This window comes from Streptomyces sp. NPDC007929 (genome assembly GCF_042959065.1).
In the GTDB taxonomy this organism is placed as follows: domain Bacteria; phylum Actinomycetota; class Actinomycetes; order Streptomycetales; family Streptomycetaceae; genus Streptomyces.
This window is the reverse complement of the sequence record NZ_JBIBKD010000002.1, coordinates 177098-196198: the sequence shown is the minus strand read 5'-3', so window position 1 is coordinate 196198 and position 19101 is coordinate 177098. Positions and strand designations below refer to the sequence as shown.

The 19101-nt window shown below is 68.0% G+C and carries 12 protein-coding genes; 8 read left to right on the top strand and 4 right to left on the bottom strand.

Going from position 1 to position 19101, the window contains the following annotated elements:
- Positions 1 to 33 precede the first annotated feature (33 nt).
- Genes ACFZDE_RS05685 through ACFZDE_RS05675 form a run of 3 tightly spaced genes read right to left on the bottom strand, consistent with a single transcriptional unit; the run spans position 34 to position 4048 of the window.
- On the bottom strand, positions 34 to 912 hold the full coding sequence (locus ACFZDE_RS05685) for a DUF6339 family protein (RefSeq protein WP_391197722.1): 879 nt from the start codon (positions 910 to 912) through the stop codon (positions 34 to 36).
- Positions 909 to 1904, bottom strand: a complete 996-nt coding sequence (locus ACFZDE_RS05680) for a hypothetical protein (protein WP_391197719.1) — start codon at positions 1902 to 1904, stop codon at positions 909 to 911. The genes ACFZDE_RS05685 and ACFZDE_RS05680 overlap by 4 nt, the downstream gene beginning before the upstream one ends.
- 2 nt (positions 1905 to 1906) lie before the next feature.
- Complete coding sequence (locus tag ACFZDE_RS05675) at positions 1907 to 4048, bottom strand: helix-turn-helix domain-containing protein (RefSeq protein WP_391197716.1); 2142 nt, start codon at positions 4046 to 4048, stop codon at positions 1907 to 1909.
- A 490-nt stretch (positions 4049 to 4538) separates the two neighbouring features.
- Between ACFZDE_RS05675 and ACFZDE_RS05670 the strand changes: the two genes are divergently transcribed.
- The 5 genes from ACFZDE_RS05670 (at position 4539) to drmB (ending at position 16627) form a co-directional block, all read left to right on the top strand.
- Positions 4539 to 4745 (top strand): hypothetical protein, encoded by a 207-nt coding sequence (locus ACFZDE_RS05670; protein WP_391197713.1) that lies wholly within the window; start codon positions 4539 to 4541, stop codon positions 4743 to 4745.
- A 107-nt stretch (positions 4746 to 4852) separates the two neighbouring features.
- A complete protein-coding gene (locus tag ACFZDE_RS05665) occupies positions 4853 to 9616 on the top strand; it encodes a sacsin N-terminal ATP-binding-like domain-containing protein (RefSeq protein ID WP_391197710.1) in 4764 nt (1587 codons plus the stop codon).
- Positions 9613 to 11514 carry a UvrD-helicase domain-containing protein gene (locus ACFZDE_RS05660; protein ID WP_391197707.1) on the top strand — a complete coding sequence of 634 codons (1902 nt, stop codon included), beginning with the start codon at positions 9613 to 9615 and terminating at the stop codon, positions 11512 to 11514. The genes ACFZDE_RS05665 and ACFZDE_RS05660 overlap by 4 nt, the downstream gene beginning before the upstream one ends.
- Positions 11511 to 14768 (top strand): helicase-related protein, encoded by a 3258-nt coding sequence (locus ACFZDE_RS05655; protein ID WP_391197704.1) that lies wholly within the window; start codon positions 11511 to 11513, stop codon positions 14766 to 14768. The genes ACFZDE_RS05660 and ACFZDE_RS05655 overlap by 4 nt, the downstream gene beginning before the upstream one ends.
- Positions 14765 to 16627, top strand: coding sequence for a DrmB family protein (gene drmB, locus ACFZDE_RS05650; RefSeq protein ID WP_391197701.1), 1863 nt, complete (start codon positions 14765 to 14767; stop codon positions 16625 to 16627). The genes ACFZDE_RS05655 and drmB overlap by 4 nt, the downstream gene beginning before the upstream one ends.
- Positions 16628 to 16646: 19 nt before the next feature.
- On the opposite strand, the gene ACFZDE_RS05645 is transcribed toward drmB, so the two are convergent.
- Positions 16647 to 17294, bottom strand: coding sequence for an ATP-binding protein (locus ACFZDE_RS05645; protein WP_391197698.1), 648 nt, complete (start codon positions 17292 to 17294; stop codon positions 16647 to 16649).
- A 216-nt stretch (positions 17295 to 17510) separates the two neighbouring features.
- Here ACFZDE_RS05645 and ACFZDE_RS05640 point away from each other — a divergent pair, with 216 nt between their 5' ends.
- The 3 genes from ACFZDE_RS05640 to ACFZDE_RS05630 are packed head-to-tail and all read left to right on the top strand — an operon-like array spanning position 17511 to position 19077.
- Complete coding sequence (locus tag ACFZDE_RS05640) at positions 17511 to 18356, top strand: Scr1 family TA system antitoxin-like transcriptional regulator (protein ID WP_391197695.1); 846 nt, start codon at positions 17511 to 17513, stop codon at positions 18354 to 18356.
- The gene (locus ACFZDE_RS05635; protein ID WP_391197693.1) at positions 18356 to 18595 is read left to right on the top strand and encodes a DUF397 domain-containing protein; all 240 of its coding nucleotides are present in this window, start codon (positions 18356 to 18358) and stop codon (positions 18593 to 18595) included. Before ACFZDE_RS05640 ends, ACFZDE_RS05635 begins: the two co-directional genes overlap by 1 nt.
- 14 nt (positions 18596 to 18609) lie before the next feature.
- Positions 18610 to 19077: an NUDIX domain-containing protein gene (locus tag ACFZDE_RS05630; RefSeq protein WP_391197690.1), complete on the top strand. Its 468-nt coding sequence runs from the start codon at positions 18610 to 18612 to the stop codon at positions 19075 to 19077.
- Positions 19078 to 19101 lie beyond the last annotated feature (24 nt).

Genomic DNA, 19101 nt, shown 5'->3' with positions numbered 1-19101 from the left:
TGGGCGGAGCCGGAAGCACGTCACCGCGACGGATCAGTCGACGCCCTTCCTGCCTCTGACCGGCGCTGTCTCGAACAGCTCCGTGAAGTACGTGGTGAGCGCGGCCACGGAGTCCTCCGGAACGGGGTCCTCGTCGGGCCCCTCCGGGAGGTTGTGCCGCCCCACCGGCAGCGCCGATCCCGCCTCGGCGATCCAGTCCCGTAGACGAGTCGGGTCCTTGGGCGCGTCCGGGGCCAGGACGTCGTAGATCAGCGTCGCCCCGGCCGCGTTGATCGCGACACTGAGCCCGTTGACCTCTCGTCCGCCGGTGACTTGTCCGTTCCGCAGGAGACGGACCAGGGCCTGAGCGGTGGGGCGATGATCGACCAGGCCGCTTCTCAGAACTGTGTGGATGAGGTCCTGGTTCCCGCAGGCGACCTCGACGGGCGCGTAGTCCGGTCCGTTCCGAAAGAGTTCGGCCGCCCACCACAGGCGGGAGAAGCACTGGCGGTCCGCGGGGCCCCGGAAGCGCTCCGGGGCGATTCGCCTCTCGGGCCTTTTCGCTGTCGGCTCCGACAAGTGACGCCAGGCCACGTAGTCGGGAGCCACCGCCAGGGCGATGTGGTTCCACAGCCTCTTGTCCGCCGCCTCCCGCCGTGTCAGGCGCAACGTGGCGTGGAGCCGTGGAGCGAGCCAGGCGTCGGCTCTGGTCCGGTCCTCCCGGAACTCGAACATGGCGTCTTCCACCAGGCTGCGGATCGGCTCGACCGACCATCTGGCGTCGTCGTCGGGAAGCGACTCGACGACCTTGGCGAGATCGATACCGCCATGCACCTGTTCGCCTTTGAGCAACTCCTCGGTGAGGAACGGATCGACGGCCGAGGCGGAGAGCAGCGCGAGCCGCTCCGGTACGTGGTTGGGTTGCGTGATCACGTCTCGCTCTCCCGGTTCATCTGTTCCAGACTGCGGATGGCGTAGGCGAGCACCTTGCCGGCATCGGCACGACGGGCCGCCGCGTACTGGATACGGGTCTGCAGCTCCACCCAGCCCGAGTCGCCCGTTCGCCTGCGATGGACCTGCCGTAGAGCCTCTTCGACGTGCACGCCGGGAACGACGTCCGGGAGCATCTCCCGCAGGACCTCACCCTGCCAGTCGTCCGGGAAGACCGGCCCACCACCCGCCTCCACCTCCAGCTCGCCGATGGCACCTTGGAAGACCGCGGTCCAGACGTCGGTGGCCATCTGAGCGACCAGGAGGTCACGCACCTTGCCCTCCACGCCGGAGCCGCTGCCGTCCAACAGCGCGATGATCCCGTCCACGTCGGTGTTCACGAACACGGTCGGGACTCTGGCCGAGACGTCCACGATCCAGGGCACGTCGGCGTAGGGGTGCAGCCACTCCCTGGAGCTCTTGCTGAACGAGGCTTTCTGGACATCCAGTTGGAGGCCGCGTACCGGCTCTTCGGAGACCGTGTCGACGACCCAGCTCCGATCGGTCTCGGCGATCGACCGGCCCTCCACCCCGTCTACCGTTCCGACGGCGTGCACGGCGAGGGAGGCTCGACCCAGGTGATCGTCACGGAGCACCTCCAGTGAACCCGACCAGTCCCGACCGTCCTCGGCGTCACGGGTGAGAGCGGTGGAGGTGCGCACATTCGTCTCGCCGTCCGTCAACACGGCGAGAACGCGCAGGTCCGACCAGGCAGCGTCCGGCGCGTTCGCGCCGGGTGGCAGTGTCGCCGAGAGGCCGATCGTGGCGCTCACCCAGTCGGTGTGACCCGCGATGCCCAGCGCCACGGCTTGTTGCTGAGTCGAGTACGCCGTGGTCTCCAACTGGTCCCTGGTGCCGTCGGAGAGCTTGAGGGATACGGAGGTCACCCTGAGTGCGACCGGTCGGTTGAGTCGCTTGTACGGGTAGATCTTCACCGTCACTCCCCCTTGCCGGCACGGAGTTCGACCACGAGGCGGGTGAGTGTGGTCCTGACGGGGTGGCTGGTGACGTCGGTGGAACCGCGGAACCTCGCGCGACGCGCGCCCGGTGTGAAGCGCAAGGCTCCGTTGTCCACCTCGCATCCCTCGACGGCCACGAGTTCCGCCCAGTCCAGCTTCGGGCGGCCGCCGGAGCGTACGTCCATCTGGGCGACCGGCACCATCGGCACGATCTCGTCGCCACGCGGGATACTCACTTCCGCGGTGATCTGCCACTCCCCACCGTCGCCGATGGACGCGTCGAGTCCGTCCAGGACCGGGACCACGGGCCCGGAGGGCGCCTTGGCCTTGGGCCTCGTCTTCACGGTCAACGCCTTGCGCAGCGCCTCACCGCCTTCGCGGTTGCCGCGCTTGGGTCGTGCGACGAGTTCCCGCACCGCTGTGTTGACCTCGGTGGTCAACGCGTTGATCCGCCGGTACGCGGAAGGCGACCAGCGCAGGGTCAACTCCTCCGTCTGTCCCCAGCGGTCGTGCTCGGGCGGTTCCGCCGCGCGCAGGAACTCCTCCGCCTCCTTGGCGAAGGGGGCCGATTCTCCGGCAGCCTCCCCCACCAGAAGCACGGCCTGGAAAGGGTTGGTCCCGATCGGCAGGTTCGGAACACCCGCCCTTTTCACGGTCATGCGGTTGCCACGCAGCGAGTGCACCTGGTTCTTGGGGGTGTCCTTGTCGTTGTCGGCGTCCGTCACCAACAGGACGGCCTGGTGCGTGCCGAGAGACCCATGGGCCCCTCCGGAGAGCGGCAGCTTCAACGGCACGCTTCGCGCGGCCACCTGCCCGGCCTCGGTGAGCCGATCCACAGTGGCTCCCTCGTAGTGCGCCCGCAACGCACGGGTTCGAGACGGTTGCTCGGCGGACGGGTCCACCTGCTCCTCCGCCACGACGACATCACCGTTGCGCAGAGTACGGACCGAGGCCTCCAGGAGGGGAAGCCTGTTGCCTCCGCCGGTCATCGCCGCCCAGAAGTCACGCCCCAGCGCCGTGACCAGACGTCGGTGCATCTTGCGGATGTCGCGAGTGTCGCCGCCGTCCTCGTCCAGGTTCTCCTCGTCGGCGTCGGACGAATCGTCCTCAAGGCTGGCCACGTCGTGCGCACCGACGATGAGGAAGGACGTACCGGGTTCGTCGCTGTCCCGGGTCAGGTGCAGACGAGCCACGGTCTCCTCGTCCGCCCACCAGGAACGGGCGACCATGGCGCCGGGCGAGTCGGGATCCGGGCGCCCGAACCAGGCGGGTCCCGCGTAGGGCTCGCCGTCGACCTCACGCCACGGCAGTTCGAGACGGCCGATGACCCGCCGCTCGGTACGCCCTTCGTGGGGCTCGGACAGAGTGGAGTTGATGAGTACGAGTCCGAGCGCGCTGGTGGCCCACAACGTGGCCTTGCCCAGGCCGTAGGAACCACCCGCGCCGTGACCGGACTTGAGGCTCTCCAGCTGGCGCCTGACCACGGCCGCGAACTTGCCGTCCGCGTAGTCGTCTCCGATCAGCCCCGAAGCGTTGTAGTCGTCGACCCGGAGCAGGACCAAGCGGCCATTCTCGTACATGTCGCGTACTCCGGCGTCCACGACCCGGCCGACCTTCTGGTTCCCGGCGATCTCCGAGACGGCGGAGTAGTGCGGGAACAGGTCGTTCCAGAGAATCGCCTCGCGGAAGGCCTCCAGGGCCTCACCGGTCAGCTCGTGAAGGGTGTAACGGACCCGGACGGGACGACCGTTCTCCGTCTGTCGCTCGTCGAGGCTGTTCTGGCAGGTCTCGCGTGCGAGCACCTGAACATCGGCGTCGAACGCGAAGGCCGCGGCATTGCCCAGGTCACGGCCACCGTCGGGGTAGCCGGGTCGGTGGTACCAGGTGACCGGCAGGCCGGCTTGGGTGTCGGTGGTGCGGGTGTGCACTGTGCCGAGATCGGTGCCGAGCGCCTTGGCGATGTCCGACATGACCGTCGGACGCGGAGTCGATCTGCCGGTGATCCATGCGGAGACGGCGGCTCTGGTCAGCTTCAACTCCTCGGCCAGTTCGGCCTGGGTCTTGCCCGCGAGCTTGAGCTGACGGGCCAGCCACGGCCCGAACTCCTCACCTGTCTCCACGCGCCACCTGCTCTTCCTCGAGTGTCGTGAGGAGAGGCTAATTTGACGAGATGGAGCCCGTCAACCAACAGTTAACTACCCTGGATCACCTCAGGACCATAAGATCGGTGCCCGAACTGTCCGAATAGAGGCAAGTTACCCCGATTTGCACACCTCCAGAGAACGGAACGACCAACTCCCCTTGAGGGAACGGAAGTTCGGGGTTGCACATTCGAGTGACCCCCGATAACTTCGGTGACGGTGGAGAATCCACCTCGCTCGAAGGACCGAAATTGATTTCGGGCGGCCGTGGAACCCGTATGCCAAGAATCAGCGTCACAACGCACGGAAGCATTTCCCAAAAAGCGCTGGCGAGGGGAAACGTTCAACCGCTAGCGTCTTTCTCGGGGGGAGAAGCCACCCCTTGAGATGAAACTCGTTCCACGGGGACGTGTACCCAAATACACCCCTGTAGGACCATCAGGACACGACTATCAGGGGTGTGCACTCAATGGACGAGCAGGACTGTGGTGACTTCCTGGTTTCGAGCCGGGAATTAGCCTCGTTCGAGGCGGCGATCAAGACGGCAAGAAACAAGGCCGAGGTGGCGAGGGTTCTCCAGGCGCACGATCTGGCCGAGGACGACTTCACCCGCAGCTTCCCCTACCTGGCCAAGGCGGCTCGAGACCTGCCGGACAGCGACGCTCCGGAGGCCTGACCACAGCACACCGCATGAATCACGGGCCGGCGACTTCGTCGAATCCGGTAGCCGGCCCGTCATTCACGATCCAGCCCGGCCATCGCTACCTCAGGAGCGCAGAAGCAATGCCGTCTTCGGCCCATCCCGTGATCCAAACAGTTCTCGAACAGTCCTCCCGCGTCCTGCAGACCTACGCCGTGGACCCCGGGCTTGTGGCTGAACATGCCAATGGCGAGCGCCGCATCACCAAGGGCGGATATGGCGACCGTCAGCTTTCCGAGCTCGTCCAGAATGCCGCCGACGAAATCGCCGACCAGCCCGGCGGTCGCATCCAAGTCGTCCTCACGGAAAATCATCTGTACTGCGCGAACGAGGGAAATCCGGTCACCGCAGAAGGTGCTGAGACGATCCTCCGAATGAGCATGTCGAAGAAGCGCGGAGGCCAGATCGGTCGGTTCGGTGTCGGTGTCAAATCGGTCCTCGTGGTGACGGACGCTCCTGAATTCTTCAGCAGTTCAGGAAGCTTCGGATTCGACCGTGCCTGGTCGTACGAGCAGATCAGGGCCGTCCCCGGCGTAGCGGCACGCTATGGTCCCGAGTTCGACGCCCCAGTGCTGCGCATGGCCCGTCCTCTCGACCTCCAGGCCGAGAGGACGTCCGACCCCGTCCTGAACGAGTTGCTGACCTGGGCGACCACTGTCGTGCGTCTCCCCTTGCTTCCGAAGGCCGATGACCGGCTGGGCCGGGACATGCACGGAGGCCGTGCCAAGGACCATGGCGAGCCCCGTGAAGAGTTCCCGTTGGGCTTTCAGCTCTTCTCCCCGCATGTCGCGAAGGTCGTGCTGGAAGACCGCAGGCCCCGGCCCGTGGCCCGACGCGTACTCAGCGCCCAGCAGTCCGGCGACCTGCGCACCGTGGTCGAGGAACGCACCGGAAAGGCCGTCGCCACCGAGCGGTGGCGGGTGTTCACGACCTCACACGCTCCCGGCCCGGCGGCTCGCGACGACGCCGGAGAGCTGCACGACCGGGTCTCCCTCGAACTCGCCTGGGGCGTGCCCGCCCTGGAGAAGGACGCGGAGAGCGGCCTGTACATCAGTCCCCGCTCCCGCGGTCGTGGCAAGTTCTGGTCCTTCTTCCCCACCAAGTACGAGATGTCCCTGAGCGGCATCCTCAACGGAGCTTGGAAGACCAATGAGGACCGTCAGAACCTGCTCGATTCATCCCCGTTCAACCAGGAGATGATCAGGGTCTCGGCCCAGTTGGTCGTCAGCGCCCTCCCGGCCCTTGCCCCCGCCGAGGATCCGGCCGCCTACCTCCCTCTGCTTCCCGGACGCGTCAAGGAAGCGATCAGTTGGGCCGACGAGTTCCTGACCCGGGAGATCTGGGCCCGCGCCGCGGAGAGTCCCTCCCTGCCCGACCAGGACGGCGTCCTGCGCGTCCCGACGGAGCTGCGGATCCATCCTCGCCTCGACAGAGACCTGAAGAGGCTCTCCGGTTGGCTCCGCATGTGGCACGAGTGCCCTGGTCGCCCCACCGACTGGCTGCACCCGAGCGTCGAGGCCGACTCCCTGCGCTCGGGAAAGGTCGAGCACGTTCTCGCCGCGGCCGGGCACGGACGGACCGATGTCCGTGAATGGCTGGAGGCGCTGGTCGAGAGCGGCAGTCCCGAAGCGTCGGCCGTGGCCATCCGCATCCTGGCGGACATGATCGAGGTCCGCTCCCCGTACGCGGACGAGGCGCGCAGGGCCCGTGTCGTACTGACGGAGGAGCACGGCCTCGTCGCCCCGGTGCGCGGCAAAGTGTTCCGCCGGGCCGACCAGGGCGGACTGCGCGAGTCGCTGGTCTACGTCGTCGACCGGCTCGCCCAGGACCCGTCGCTGATGCACGCGCTCAACGTCCTGGGCATCCGGGAGGCCGATGTCGAGGGCCGGTTCTTCAGCGTTCTCGACCAGGGCTTCGACCACTACAGCGAGTCGGACTGGCAGCGGTTCTGGGAACTGTTCCGCCAGGCCGGGGCACATCGCGTGACCCACAAGCTCTTGGAGCGCGTGCACACGCCTCGCTCGACGCTCCGTGTGCGAACCGCGGACGGACGGTTCCGGCCCATCGAGGACTGCATGCTGCCTGGTGTCGTGGTCGACGCGAAGCGGGATCCGAGCGTCGCCGTCGACATGACGTTCCACTCCGACGACACTCCCTTCTTCTCGCAGATCGGGCTGCGGGAACGACCGTCCGGCGGGGTGCAGCCCAGGACGGACGAGGCCTGGTTCGAGGAGTACCGCGAAGCCGTTCACGCCGCCTACTTGCGCAGTCTGGACACCCGCGCCCCGCGCCCGGCGCTGAACCGGATGAAGGTCGAGGGCGCCGCGATCGGTGGCCCGCTCCACCTCTTCCGCGCCCTGTCCGAGGAGTCGCGCGCGGCCTTTCTGAAAGTGCTGCCCGACGACGCCGTGGTGGACAACTGGACGCGCCAGATCGGCGCGCAGACCAGCACACGCCAGGCCGTGGCCTCGCCGATCCGATGGATGGTGCGAAAGTACGGCACGGTCTCCACCTCCCAGGGGATCAAGCCCCTCAGGGAGGCCGTCGGCCCACAACTGGCCGCCTACCGCGACGTGCTGCCGGTCGCCGACATCACCCCCGAGAAGGCCCGCAAGCTGCGCCTTCCGACCACCGTCGACGAGGTTCCGGCCGACCGCTGGGACGCGCTCCTCGACGAGGTGTCCCGCAGCGAGGACGACTCGTTCGTCGGCGCCACCTACGTGATGCTGACCCGCTTCGGCGCCGACTTCCCGGAGGACTCCCTGACCCGCTGCCGGGTCGGCGACACCTGGGACACCCGTCCCGACGACGAGATCACCCTCGCTGTCGGTGCGGCCGAGTACCGGGCCCTTCGCGCCGAGCAGCTACCGGCGCTGCTCGTCCAGACCGTCGACGATGCGGCACTGATGGTCGAGAAGTGGGGCATGCTCCGCTACGCCGACGTGATCAGCCTGGAGACCCGAGAGGTGCCGGAGGGCGATCCCGTTCCCCTGGTCGAGCTCTTTCCCGCCCTGCGCCAACGTCTGAACAGCGGGAACCGGAACGCCATGGTGCAACGCTGCACCGAGCTGGAGGAGGTCGTCCGCAGTCCCAAGGGCACGAAGCCCTCCGTTCTGGACGCCGTTCGCCAGGACGGCGTCGTCAAGGTCCGGGTGCCCTTGGAGCAGGAGCCGATGTTGCGGTTGATCGACCGCGAACTCGGCCTCGGCCTGGGTGCAGCCGGTTGCCGTGCGGTGCTGGAGCACCAGGACCGGATGGCTCGGGACAGTGAACTCAAAGCGGCGCAGAAGGCGGTCCGCGAGGCCGAGGACGTCGTGTCCAAGATCGAGCTGCTGATCGGTGCGGACGCGCTCCGGAGCGGCCTGCCCGAGGGACTGATGGAGGCCGAGTTGCAGGCGGCCGACGGTGCGGAGCCCTCCGGGCGACGCATCGCGCAGATGGCGTTCAACGCGCACGGGGACGGCGTGCTCCAGCAGCACGCTCGGGACATCCAGGCCCGTTTCCCCAACGCGCCTGTCTCCTACGGTGGGTCGTCGGCGGCCGTCGCGTTCGTCTCGGAACTGAAGCTGCCTGTCGCGTTCGCCGGTTCGAGAACTCCGTCGCCGCCTCCGTTCGAGACCGTGGAGGGTCCTCAGGACTTCCCGAGCCTCCACGACTACCAGGAGGACCTTGTCCGGAACATCTCCACCATGCTCGACCGGCTGGCTCCGCAGCGTGGCATGCTCTCCCTGCCCACCGGCGCCGGCAAGACCCGGGTCACCGCCGAGGCGGTCATCCGCTGGGTGAAGCGGGTCGGAGACCTCAGGGGCCCCCTGCTGTGGATCGCGCAGACCGAGGAACTGTGCGAACAGGCGGTACAGAGCTGGAAGTTCGTGTGGTCCAAGGTCGGCGCCGAGAGCCCGCTCACCATCAGCCGGCTGTGGAGCACCAACGAGGTGGGAGACGTCGTCGATCACCCCCACCTGGTGGTCGCCACGGACGCCAAGCTGGAGCGCTGCCTGGGCACCGACCAGTACGCCTGGCTGCGACAGTCCGCGTTGGTGATAGTCGACGAGGCGCACACCGCGATCTCCAAGCGGTACACCGAGATCCTGGGGCGGTTGCAACTCACCCAGTACGAGACCGGTCGCCATCTGCTCGGCCTGACGGCGACTCCGTTCCGCAACACCAACGAGGAGGAGACCCGCCGCCTGGTCAACCGCTTCGGCAACCGCCGACTGGACGAAGGAGTCTTCCCCTCCGGGGACCCCTACCGGGATCTCCAGGAGTGGGGGATGCTCGCTCAGGTCGAGCATCGCACGCTCAGGGGCGGCAAGATCGAGCTGACCCGGGACGAGAGAACACACGCGGACCGCATGGCGATGCTCTCCCGCTCCGCCGAGCAACGGCTCGCCGACGACCACGAGCGCAGCCGACGCATCGTCGACGAGGTCGCCGGCCTGGCGGACGAAGGGCCGACGCTGCTCTTCGCCACCTCCGTGGACCACGCCAAGTATCTGGCGGCCATGCTCAACGACCGTGGCGTCCGCTCGGCCGCGGTCGACTCGACCACCAGCACGCAGGACCGTCGCACCCGTATCGAGAATTTCCGAAACGGCCGCATTCGTGTGCTCACCAACTACGGTGTTCTCACCCAGGGCTTCGACGCGCCTGCCACCCGCGCCGTGGTCGTGGCCAGGCCGGTATACAGCACCAACGTGTACCAGCAGATGATCGGTCGCGGCCTGCGTGGACCTCGGAACGGCGGCAAGGACTGCTGCCTGATCCTCAACGTCAGCGACAACATCGAGAACTTCGACACTCAGCTCGCCTTCACCCAGTTCGAGCACCTCTGGAGCCGTTCGTGACCGACGCCTACCTCGACAGTCCGCCGCTCACCGAGGAGCAGCGGACCGTCGTGGAACAGCCCTGGGACGCCCGCGTCCTGGTGACTGCCGGTGCGGGGGCCGGCAAGACCCACACACTGGTGCGCCGACTGGACGCGCTGTGCGGGAACACGGACTCCGAGGAGGCGCTGGAAGCCTCCGAGATTCTGGTGCTGACCTTCTCCAGGGCGGCGGCCCGGGAGTTGCGGGAGCGGATCAGCCGGCACGGCGAGCAAGCCCGCCGGGTGCGAGCTCAGACCTTCGACGCCTGGGCACTCGGGGTGCTGCGGCAGGCGTACCCGGACGAGGACTGGACGGCGACCCCCTTCCTGGAACGGATCGAGGCGGCAGCCCGCGCGGTCGAGAAGGGGGCCATGGAAGCCGGGGACTCCGTGCCCCCCGCGCACGTGGTCATCGACGAGGTGCAGGACCTGATGGGCGACCGCCGGGATCTCGTGGAAACCCTGCTCGACCGCTATCAGGACAGCTGCGGTTTCACCGTGGTCGGTGATGCCGCACAGTCCGTCTACGGCTTCCAGATCACGGACCCCACCGAGCGCGCCGACGAGACCGGCCGCTTCTTCGACTGGCTGCGAGCCTCGTACCCCGACGACCTCGTCGAACTTCGACTGACCGAGAATTTCCGGGCGACCACGCCGGAGGCCGAGATCGCGCTGGCGCACGGGGAGCGCCTGCAACACCTCACGGATGCGGAAGAGGCCGCGACTCTTTACGAAGAGATGCGCGAACTGCTTCTCGATCCGACGAACGGCATGGGAGCCCTGACGGACTCGTTCACCCTGGAGGGGCTGCGGGACTTCCCCGACACCTGCGCGATCCTCGCCCGCGACAACCACCAGGCCCTCGTGATCTCGGAGCTGCTTCACGGGCATGGTGTGGAGCATCGGCTGAGGCGGCCTCTGGAGGACCGCCCGACCCCGTACTGGGTGGCCGAGTTGTTGCGTCGAACGGAGTCCGCGACGCTTTCCGAGGAGCGGTTCCGGTCGTTGCTGGCGGAGGTGCCCCTGCCGTACGAGCCGGCCCCGGAGACGATGTGGCCCGTGCTGCGCCGGGCGGCGCGCGGCCCGGGGCGAGGCGTACTCGACCTGGAGCGGCTGCGTCGCCTGGTCGCCGACGGTCGCTTCCCGGACGAGCTGGCGGATCCGGAGACAGCGCGCATCGTGGTCTCGACGGTGCACCGGGCCAAGGGCCTGGAGTTCGACCGGGTGATCGTCCTGGCTCCGCCGACCGTGGCGGAGTTGCGCCGGCGTTACAAGGAAGAGCTGGACCTTCCGGCCGAAGCACGTGCCCTGTACGTGGCGCTGACCCGCGCTCGTCAGGATCTGTACCACCTGGACCCGCCGCAATTGCCGATCGTCAAGCGCGCCGGTGGCAGGGCGAACGGCCGCAGGTTCCTGGGGGGCTGGAAGGCGTACGACCGGTACGGGATCGTCGGCGAGCCCGGAGACGTGTGCGCTGACGCCCCTCCCGGCCATCAGGCCGACGCCGTGGCGATCCAGGCCTACCTCCTGGAGCACGTCTCCCCGGGCGACGAGGTCTTGCTCCGCCGACTTCACGACCTGCCGCTCGGTGAATGGCAGAGCCCGCCGTACGTTCTGTTGCACGACGGACGGGAGATCGGCGAGGTCTCGGAGCGATTCCGGCTCGATCTCTTCCAGGTGCAGAAGGTCAACCGTACGTGGGACCCCTGGTGGCCCGACGAGATTCACGGGTTGCGGGTGGACACCCTGGAGACGTTGGCGGGCAGTACCGCCGCCGGTGCCAACGCCGGCCTCGGCGACCGGGGTGTGTGGATCGCGCCCCGGATCACAGGAATCGGAAGGTACCGCCGGGCGGACGACGAGGAGCAGCGCGCATGAGCGACATGGACCACCGGCACGCCGAGCACTACCGGGTCCGGGACGAGGAACTGCTGGTGGGTCTCCGCCGCGAGCTCCTCGGACCTGCACCGGACGCCGCTCCGACGGACCGGGAGGAAGTCCTGGCCCAGGACGCCCCGATCGACCGCTATCTCACCGGTGTGCTGTACCCGCGGTCGGCGGATGCGGAAGCCGAGCAGCGGATGCTCGAAGACGAGGCGGAACACGAAGGGCTGGACGACTCACCCCTGCGGACCCGAGACAACCTGGAGGAGTCCGGGACAGCGCAGGAGGTCGGTGCCGCCGGCTCCCGCCGTCCCTCCTCCATGGGTCTCACCTTCGCGATCGACCCGGCCATAAGCGGCTCCGTCGTGATCCGTGCGCGAGCCGCCGCGTACCGGCCCACGGACGCGGACGGCAGGCCTGTTCCCGCCCGCCGTGCCGAGGCTCGTACCATCGCCGATCAGCACGAACAGTGGCGACGCGAGGAACTCGCGCTGCCCGACACCACGGTGGACGTCACCACGCCCGCCCCGGACCTTCGCTTCGAACTCGCCGAAGGCGTCGAGCTGCGCGCCAACGTCCGACGTCCCGACCGGGTCTGGGGCACAGTGACCGTCACCGTGACGCTGGTCAACACGCACAAGGTCGGCGAGCGTGAACTGCAGGACGCGTTCTCCCTGTTCCAGTGCGGCCTCGTGATCCGCGCGGCCGACGGATCCAGCGCCTTCGTCGAGCGTCCCGCCCCCGACCTCGCGCACGACCTGGAGCTCGCCACCAGCCGACTGCTGCACCGCCATGCCCCGACCTTCGCCGTCGGGCACGGCTGCGCCGCCGAATGGGACTGGACACCGCCACCGATCGGCATGACCGATTCGAGGCGGGCGGGTGTGCCCGAGGTGCGCAGCGAGTTCGTGCCGAGCGTCGAGGTGTTGCTCACCGACTCCAATCCGGAGATCGACAGCTCCGCCCTGTCCATGCTCGGTCTCGCCTCGAACCCGGACGCAGAGGTCCTCGCCGCCCTCGAAGAGCTGGCCACGGGTTACGAACGGTGGATCGACCGCAAGCAGGCCGAGGCCGACGCCCTGATCGGCGGCCCGCACGAGAAGGCCGCGCGGAAGCAGGTCGACGCGTGCCGCGAGGCACTGGGCCGGATCCGGGAGGGCATCGACCTCCTGCGCGGCAAGCCCGACCTGATGACGGCGTTCAGACTCGCCAACCAGGCAATGGCCGACCAGCGGGCCCGCAGCGACTGGGTGAAGAGCGGCCGCCAGGGCTCCCCGGAGCCCGCGAAGGGCTCCTGGCGACCGTTCCAGATCGCCTTCGTCCTGCTCTGCTTGGCAGGCATCGACGACCCCGAGCACAGGGACCGCGAGATCTCCGACCTTCTGTGGTTCCCTACCGGCGGTGGCAAGACGGAGGCGTACCTGGGCCTGATCGCGCTCACCTCCTTCCTGCGCCGGATCCGGCTCGGGGTGAACGGCAGTGGAGTCACCGTTCTCATGCGATACACCCTGCGTCTGCTGACCCTTCAGCAGTTCGAGCGCGCCACGATCCTGCTCTGCGCCATGGAACGAATGCGTCGCGACAAGGAGTCCGAACTCGGCCGCGAACCGTTCTCGCTCGGTATGTGGGTCGGCGAATCGGCCACTCCCAACAGGCTCAAGGACGCGAATGACCAACTGGCGCAACTGCGCAAGGACCTCGACAAGCGACTGGCGACCAAGAACCCCGTCCAGTTGCACGCCTGCCCCTGGTGCGGCACGCGCCTGGACGCCCGCGCGTACGAGGTCGTCGAGGAGGCCAAACGCATGCACGTCCGCTGCCCCGGCGCGGACTGCGACTTCGCGGACGGTCTGCCCGTCCACCTGATCGACGAGGCGGTGTACGACGCCCGTCCCACACTGGTCATCGCCACCGTCGACAAGTTCGCGTCGATGCCCTGGCGACCCGCCACCGCGGCGCTCTTCAACCGGGACGACCCGAGCGACCGGACCCCACCGCCCGAGCTGATCGTCCAGGACGAGCTTCACCTCATCTCGGGCCCGTTGGGCACGCTCACCGGTCTCTACGAGACAGCCGTCGACGAGCTCGCCGGACGCCCCAAGGTGATCGCCTCGACGGCCACGATCCGCCGCGCCGCCGATCAGGGCCGTAGCCTCTTCGACCGCGAGGTCCGTCAGTTCCCGCCCGCGGGCCTGGACTCCCGGGACTCCTGGTTCGCCGTGGAGACGCCGCGAGAGGAAAAGGCCAGTCGCCGCTACGTCGGTCTCCTCGCTCCGGGCACCAGCCAGTCGACCCTCCTCATCCGCACGTACGCGACCTTGCTGCACCGGGCGAAGCAGGCGCAGACCTCGGACCAGGTGCGCGACGCCTACTGGAGCCTGGTCGGCTACTTCAACAGCCTCCGGCTGCTGTCAGCAGCGGAACTCCAGGTCCACGACGACGTGGTGGCGTATCTGGAGCTGCTGGCCGCGCGTGAGGAGAGCACCGTGCGTACGGTCGAGAACTACTCGGAGCTGACCAGCCGCGTCGACGCGAGCGAGATCCCGGCCCGCCTCAAGGGCATCGAGCGTGAGTACCCCGACCGGGATGTCGTAGACGTCCTCCTGGCCACCAACATGATCGCTGTCGGCGTCGACGTGAACCGGCTCGGTCTGATGGCGGTGATGGGTCAGCCGCAGACCACCGCCGAGTACATCCAGGCCACCAGCCGCGTCGGCCGGGCCCATCCCGGACTGGTCACCGTGATGCTCAACGCGATCAGGTCGCGCGACCGCTCCCACTACGAGAACTTCCTGTACTTCCACTCCGCGCTGTATCGCGAGGTCGAGTCCACCTCCGTCACCCCCTTCTCGGCCCGGGCCCGCGAGCGGGGACTGCACGCCGTCATCGTCGCCCTGACGCGGATCATGCTCCCGGAGGCTCGGCCCAACGAGGCCGCGGGCAAGGTGGATGCGTACGCGCACCGCATCCGGGACGAGATCAAGCCCGTCCTCCTGGACCGTGTCCGTGCCGTGACGCCTGAGGAATCCGAAGCTGTCTCCAGGGCCTTCGACGAGTTCCTCGACTGGTGGTGCGACGAGGCCGACATCCATGGCGGCCTGCTCTTCGAACCGAAGAAGGGCAACCGCACCCCCTCGCTTCTGCAGCCCTACGACGACGAGGCGGAGAACGCCGAGGCCTGGCCCACCCTCTGGAGCCTGCGCGACGTCGATGCCGAGTCCGCCCTGTTCATGGAGGCCACCCGATGACTCCGCCCCCCGCACGCAGGCGTCGTTCCGGCGCCGACGGCTCGGCGCCCGCCCACCACCTTCCGCGTCGTGGTGCGATCCGTCGCGCCCAAGCGATCACCACATACGGCGTCGGCTCACTGATCGCGGTCGACCACGAGTCCTTCGTCGTCTCCGGTCTGGACGGGGCCGACGAGCAGTGGCGCGCCGACGAGGCGCCACGCATCCATGAACGTCGACTCGCGCGCATTCTGAACGTGGAGCACTTCCGGCTGCCACCGGCGTCCGACGAGAGCAGCAAGGACGGCCTCCGGGTCCGCCGCTTCCCGCTCATGCACTCCTGTCCCGAGTGCAACGAGCTGCGCCGCCATCGGGACTTCAACCCGCCGCCCGGCAGAAGCGTCTGCGGTACGTGTGAGGCGGATCTGGTCCCCTCCCGCTTCGTGATCGCCTGCGAGGCGGGCCACCTCGACGAGTTCCCGTACTGGCACTGGCTCCACAGGGCCGCGGGGCGCGGCGCTACGACCGCGGGTCAATGCGGCGGCACTCTCACGCTGCGCACCTCCGGACGCAGCGCCTCGCTCCGATCGATCCGCGTCTCGTGCAGCTGTGGAGTGCCCGAGGTGTCGATGGAAGGCTCCTTCCGCAAGAGCGCCCTGAAGGATCTGGGCCTGCGCTGTCGGGGCACCCGACCGTGGCTCGGCACCTCGGTCCCGGCGGAGGGCTGCAGTCTCACCCCTCGAACCCTCCAGCGTGGTTCCTCCGCCGTCTGGCAACCGGTGCTGAAGTCCGCGCTGTCCATCCCGCCGTGGAGCGACGGACGTGCGGATCCGCTGGCGCCTTACTGGAATCGACTGCGCGAACTCGACAGCCGGGCGGAAGTCGAGGATCGCCTCAAGTTCGTCTTCGGAGACGACCTCCCCGTCCCCGTCGACGAGGTGATGGCACTCCTCGCCGCGGAACGCGAGGAGGATCTCACGGGGGACGAGGCACCCTCCTTCGACCATCGCTACCGCGCCTTGCGCAACAAGGAGTACGAGCGCCTCCGCGCCGGCAACGACGAGCGCGAGCGCTCCCGCGAGGAACAGTTCATCTGCGAGACTCCGCTCGGCGACACGAACGTTCTCGAGGGCATCGGGGTCACCGGCCCCATGCTGGTCAAGAAGCTCCGCGAGGTCCGCGCGCTCAAGGCCTTCACCAGGGTCGCCGATCCCGACTCCGTCTCCGAGGCCAACGAGGCCGAACTCTCCTCGACCGCCCTGAGTTGGCTGCCCGCCATGGAGGTTCGAGGCGAGGGCGTCTTCCTCCGGCTGGCCGAGGGCCGGCTCGCCGAGTGGGAGAGCGTCACCGAGGTGGCCGAGCGGGCCAGGCGCATCCGTACCGCACACCGCCGCGTGCTGGAGCGCAGGGCCTCCGACCCCACCCAGGTCCAGCCTTCTCCGGCCACCCCTCGCATGGTGCTGTTGCACACCCTCGCTCACGTACTGATCAACGAGTGGAGCCTGGACGCCGGTTATCCGGCTGCCGCACTTCGCGAACGCCTCTACGCCGATGAGGAAATGGCGGGGTTGCTCGTCTACACCGCCACCAGTGACTCCGCGGGCAGCCTCGGCGGACTGGTCGCCCAGGGCGAGCCGGATCGGCTGGCGAGCACGATCCGCTCCGCGATCCGACGGGCCTCCTGGTGCTCCGCCGACCCCTTGTGCGTCGAGGCCGAGGCGTCCGGCACCGGCGGCACGAACATGGCCGCCTGCCACGCGTGCGTGATGCTCCCCGAGACCAGCTGTGAGCACAACAACACCCTGCTCGACCGCGCGCTGCTCGTCGGCACCCCGGAGAATCCCGAGCTCGGCTACTTCGCCGGCATCCTGCGGCAATGACTGTCCGGCCGGTGCGGCTTCATCCCTGCCGGCCCAGGACACCGCTCTCCGCCTCGAAGCGCATCTGTGCTCGGTCGAGCATGTCGTCCGCGTCTCGGCCGTGGGCTCGGAACCAGTGGAGGAAGTCGGTGATCGCCGCGATCACCGTCTCTTCCGCCACGGTTGATGTCAGTCTGTTCGCCTCCGTCCTGGGCTGGGGCTGTGCTGCGGCAGCGTAGTGGCGCACCAGGGCCTCGGCTCGCACCACGCTGGAGGCTTCCACGTACCCGTGGGCCGTGGCGAGCCGTGTCGCCAGCTCACACCACGTGATCTTGTGATCCGGGGCCAGCTGCACGCCCCAGCGGTCGGCGACCGCGTCCACGAGAGCCATCCCTCGCCCCGCTTCGGCGTCCGTGTCCGCGGCACGGAGAGTGGGAAAGGCACGGGTGTCGGGGTCGTGCACCTCGATGCGCAGGCGCTTGTTCTTCATGGAGACGGCCAGTGTCGCGGGGGTGCCGGGTCCCACGTGCGTGATGACGTTGGAGACCAGCTCACTGACGCACAGTTGGGCTTCGTCGGCCAGGTGGCTCAGCCCCCAGGTCTCCAGTTGCAGCAGCGTGATCCGACGCAGGGTCGCCACCTCCGAGGGTTCGGCGGTGAAGGCGATGTCCCATGGCTTGCGTGGCATGCGGGTTTCCTGACTCACGCGGACCCCTTTCCTCGCGGATGACACCGCGTCGACAGCGCAACGTCACGGGCGTTCACGGTGAGTTGCGTGGGTCACCAGAGTGCGGGGAACGCATCCCGTTCTGCAATGTGCAGGAAGGGATTCCCACTTCCGAGTGATTGGCAAGCACACCCCTTGGCGCGAGACTGAACGCTCGCTACCGGAAAGAGGGTTGAGATGGCCGGATCACCCACGGCACGCCGACGGCGCCTCTCGATCGAGTTGAAGAAGCTCCGGGAGAAGAGCGCACTGACCTGCGCTCAGGTCGGCGAAGCCCTGGATTGGAGCGGCTCCAAGGTCAACCGGATGGAGACGGGCAGCGGACGCGTCCAGCCCTCGGACATCGACGCCCTGTGCCGCTTCTACGACACGAGCGACGAGCTGCGCGAATTCCTCAAGTCACTGGCCCGACAAGCGAAAGTGCGCGGCTGGTGGCAGGTCCACGGCGCCGGAGTGCCCGAGTGGTTCAACATCTACATCGGGCTGGAGCAGGACGCCTCGACCTTCCGTCAGTACCAGTGCGAGCTGGTACCTGGCCTCATGCAGACCGAGGTGTACGCGTCCGAGCTTCACAAGGCCGGCGCACACATGTCAGTGGAGGACATCGCGAAGGCGGTGCGCGTGCGCATGGAACGCCAAGCCATGCTGCGACAGGCGCAAGCCCCGGATGCCTGGTTCATCCTGAACGAGGGCGCCCTGCGTCACGTCATCGGCGATGGCGCTCTGATGCGGGAGCAGTTGGAACGCGTGCTGGAGACGGCGGATCTGCCGACCGTGACGCTCCAGGTCCTCCCCTTCGACTCGGGGACCCGTCCGACGACTGGTTCGTTCACCATGCTGGGCTTTCCGGCCCCTGAGGATCCCGACATCGTGTACCGGGACGGCATCACGGATGCCGTGTACCTGGAGGGGGAGCATCATGTACGTGAGTACACGAGGGCGTTCGACGGCCTGCGAGCGGCAGCCTTGAGCCCTCAGCGCTCGGCCTTGTTGATCAAGTCGATCTTGAAGGAGTACACGTAGTGATATCGCCTGAGTCCGACGCCGACAGCGGCCTCCTGTGGTTCCGGTCGTCCTACAGCAACGGTGCCGGGGGCGAGTGCGTCGAGTGCGCGCTGACCGACGGCGGCGCTCTCGTTCGCGACTCGAAGCAGACGGAGACGCACCGGATCTCGGTGAGCGGCGATGCGTGGAGTTCGTTCGTCCGCACCGTGAAGCGCACCGGTGCGAAGTGGTCTTCGACGTCGGTGAGCGCCTTCTAGGAGAGAGGAACGCGATGGGTAGGCGCGACTACGAGGACGTCCCGGATGCCCCGGCTGCGAACAGTCTGGTTCCGGCCGCTTCCGCCGTCGTTGTCGACGACGCCGGGCGCATCCTGCTTCAGCGGCGACGCGACAACGGCATGTGGGCGCTCCCTGGTGGCGTGATGCACATCGGCGAGTCATTGCCGGAGTGCGCGGTACGAGAGACCCGTGAGGAGACCGGCTTCGAGGTCGAGGTCATCGGCATCGTCGGGACCTACACGAACCCCCGTCACGTCTTCGCCTACGACGACGGTGAAGTGCGCCAGGAGTTCTCCATCTGCTTCCTCGCTCGTCCCGTGGCCGGGCAGTTGGCGGTGTCGGAGGAGTCCATCGACGTCCGCTGGTTCGATCCCGCAGAAGTCGACGGGCTTTCCATGGTCGCCGGCGTACGCAAGCGCGTGACCGACTGGCGCGACGGCAACATGCCCGCGGCGCGATGACCGGCCCACACATGACGCCCTCGG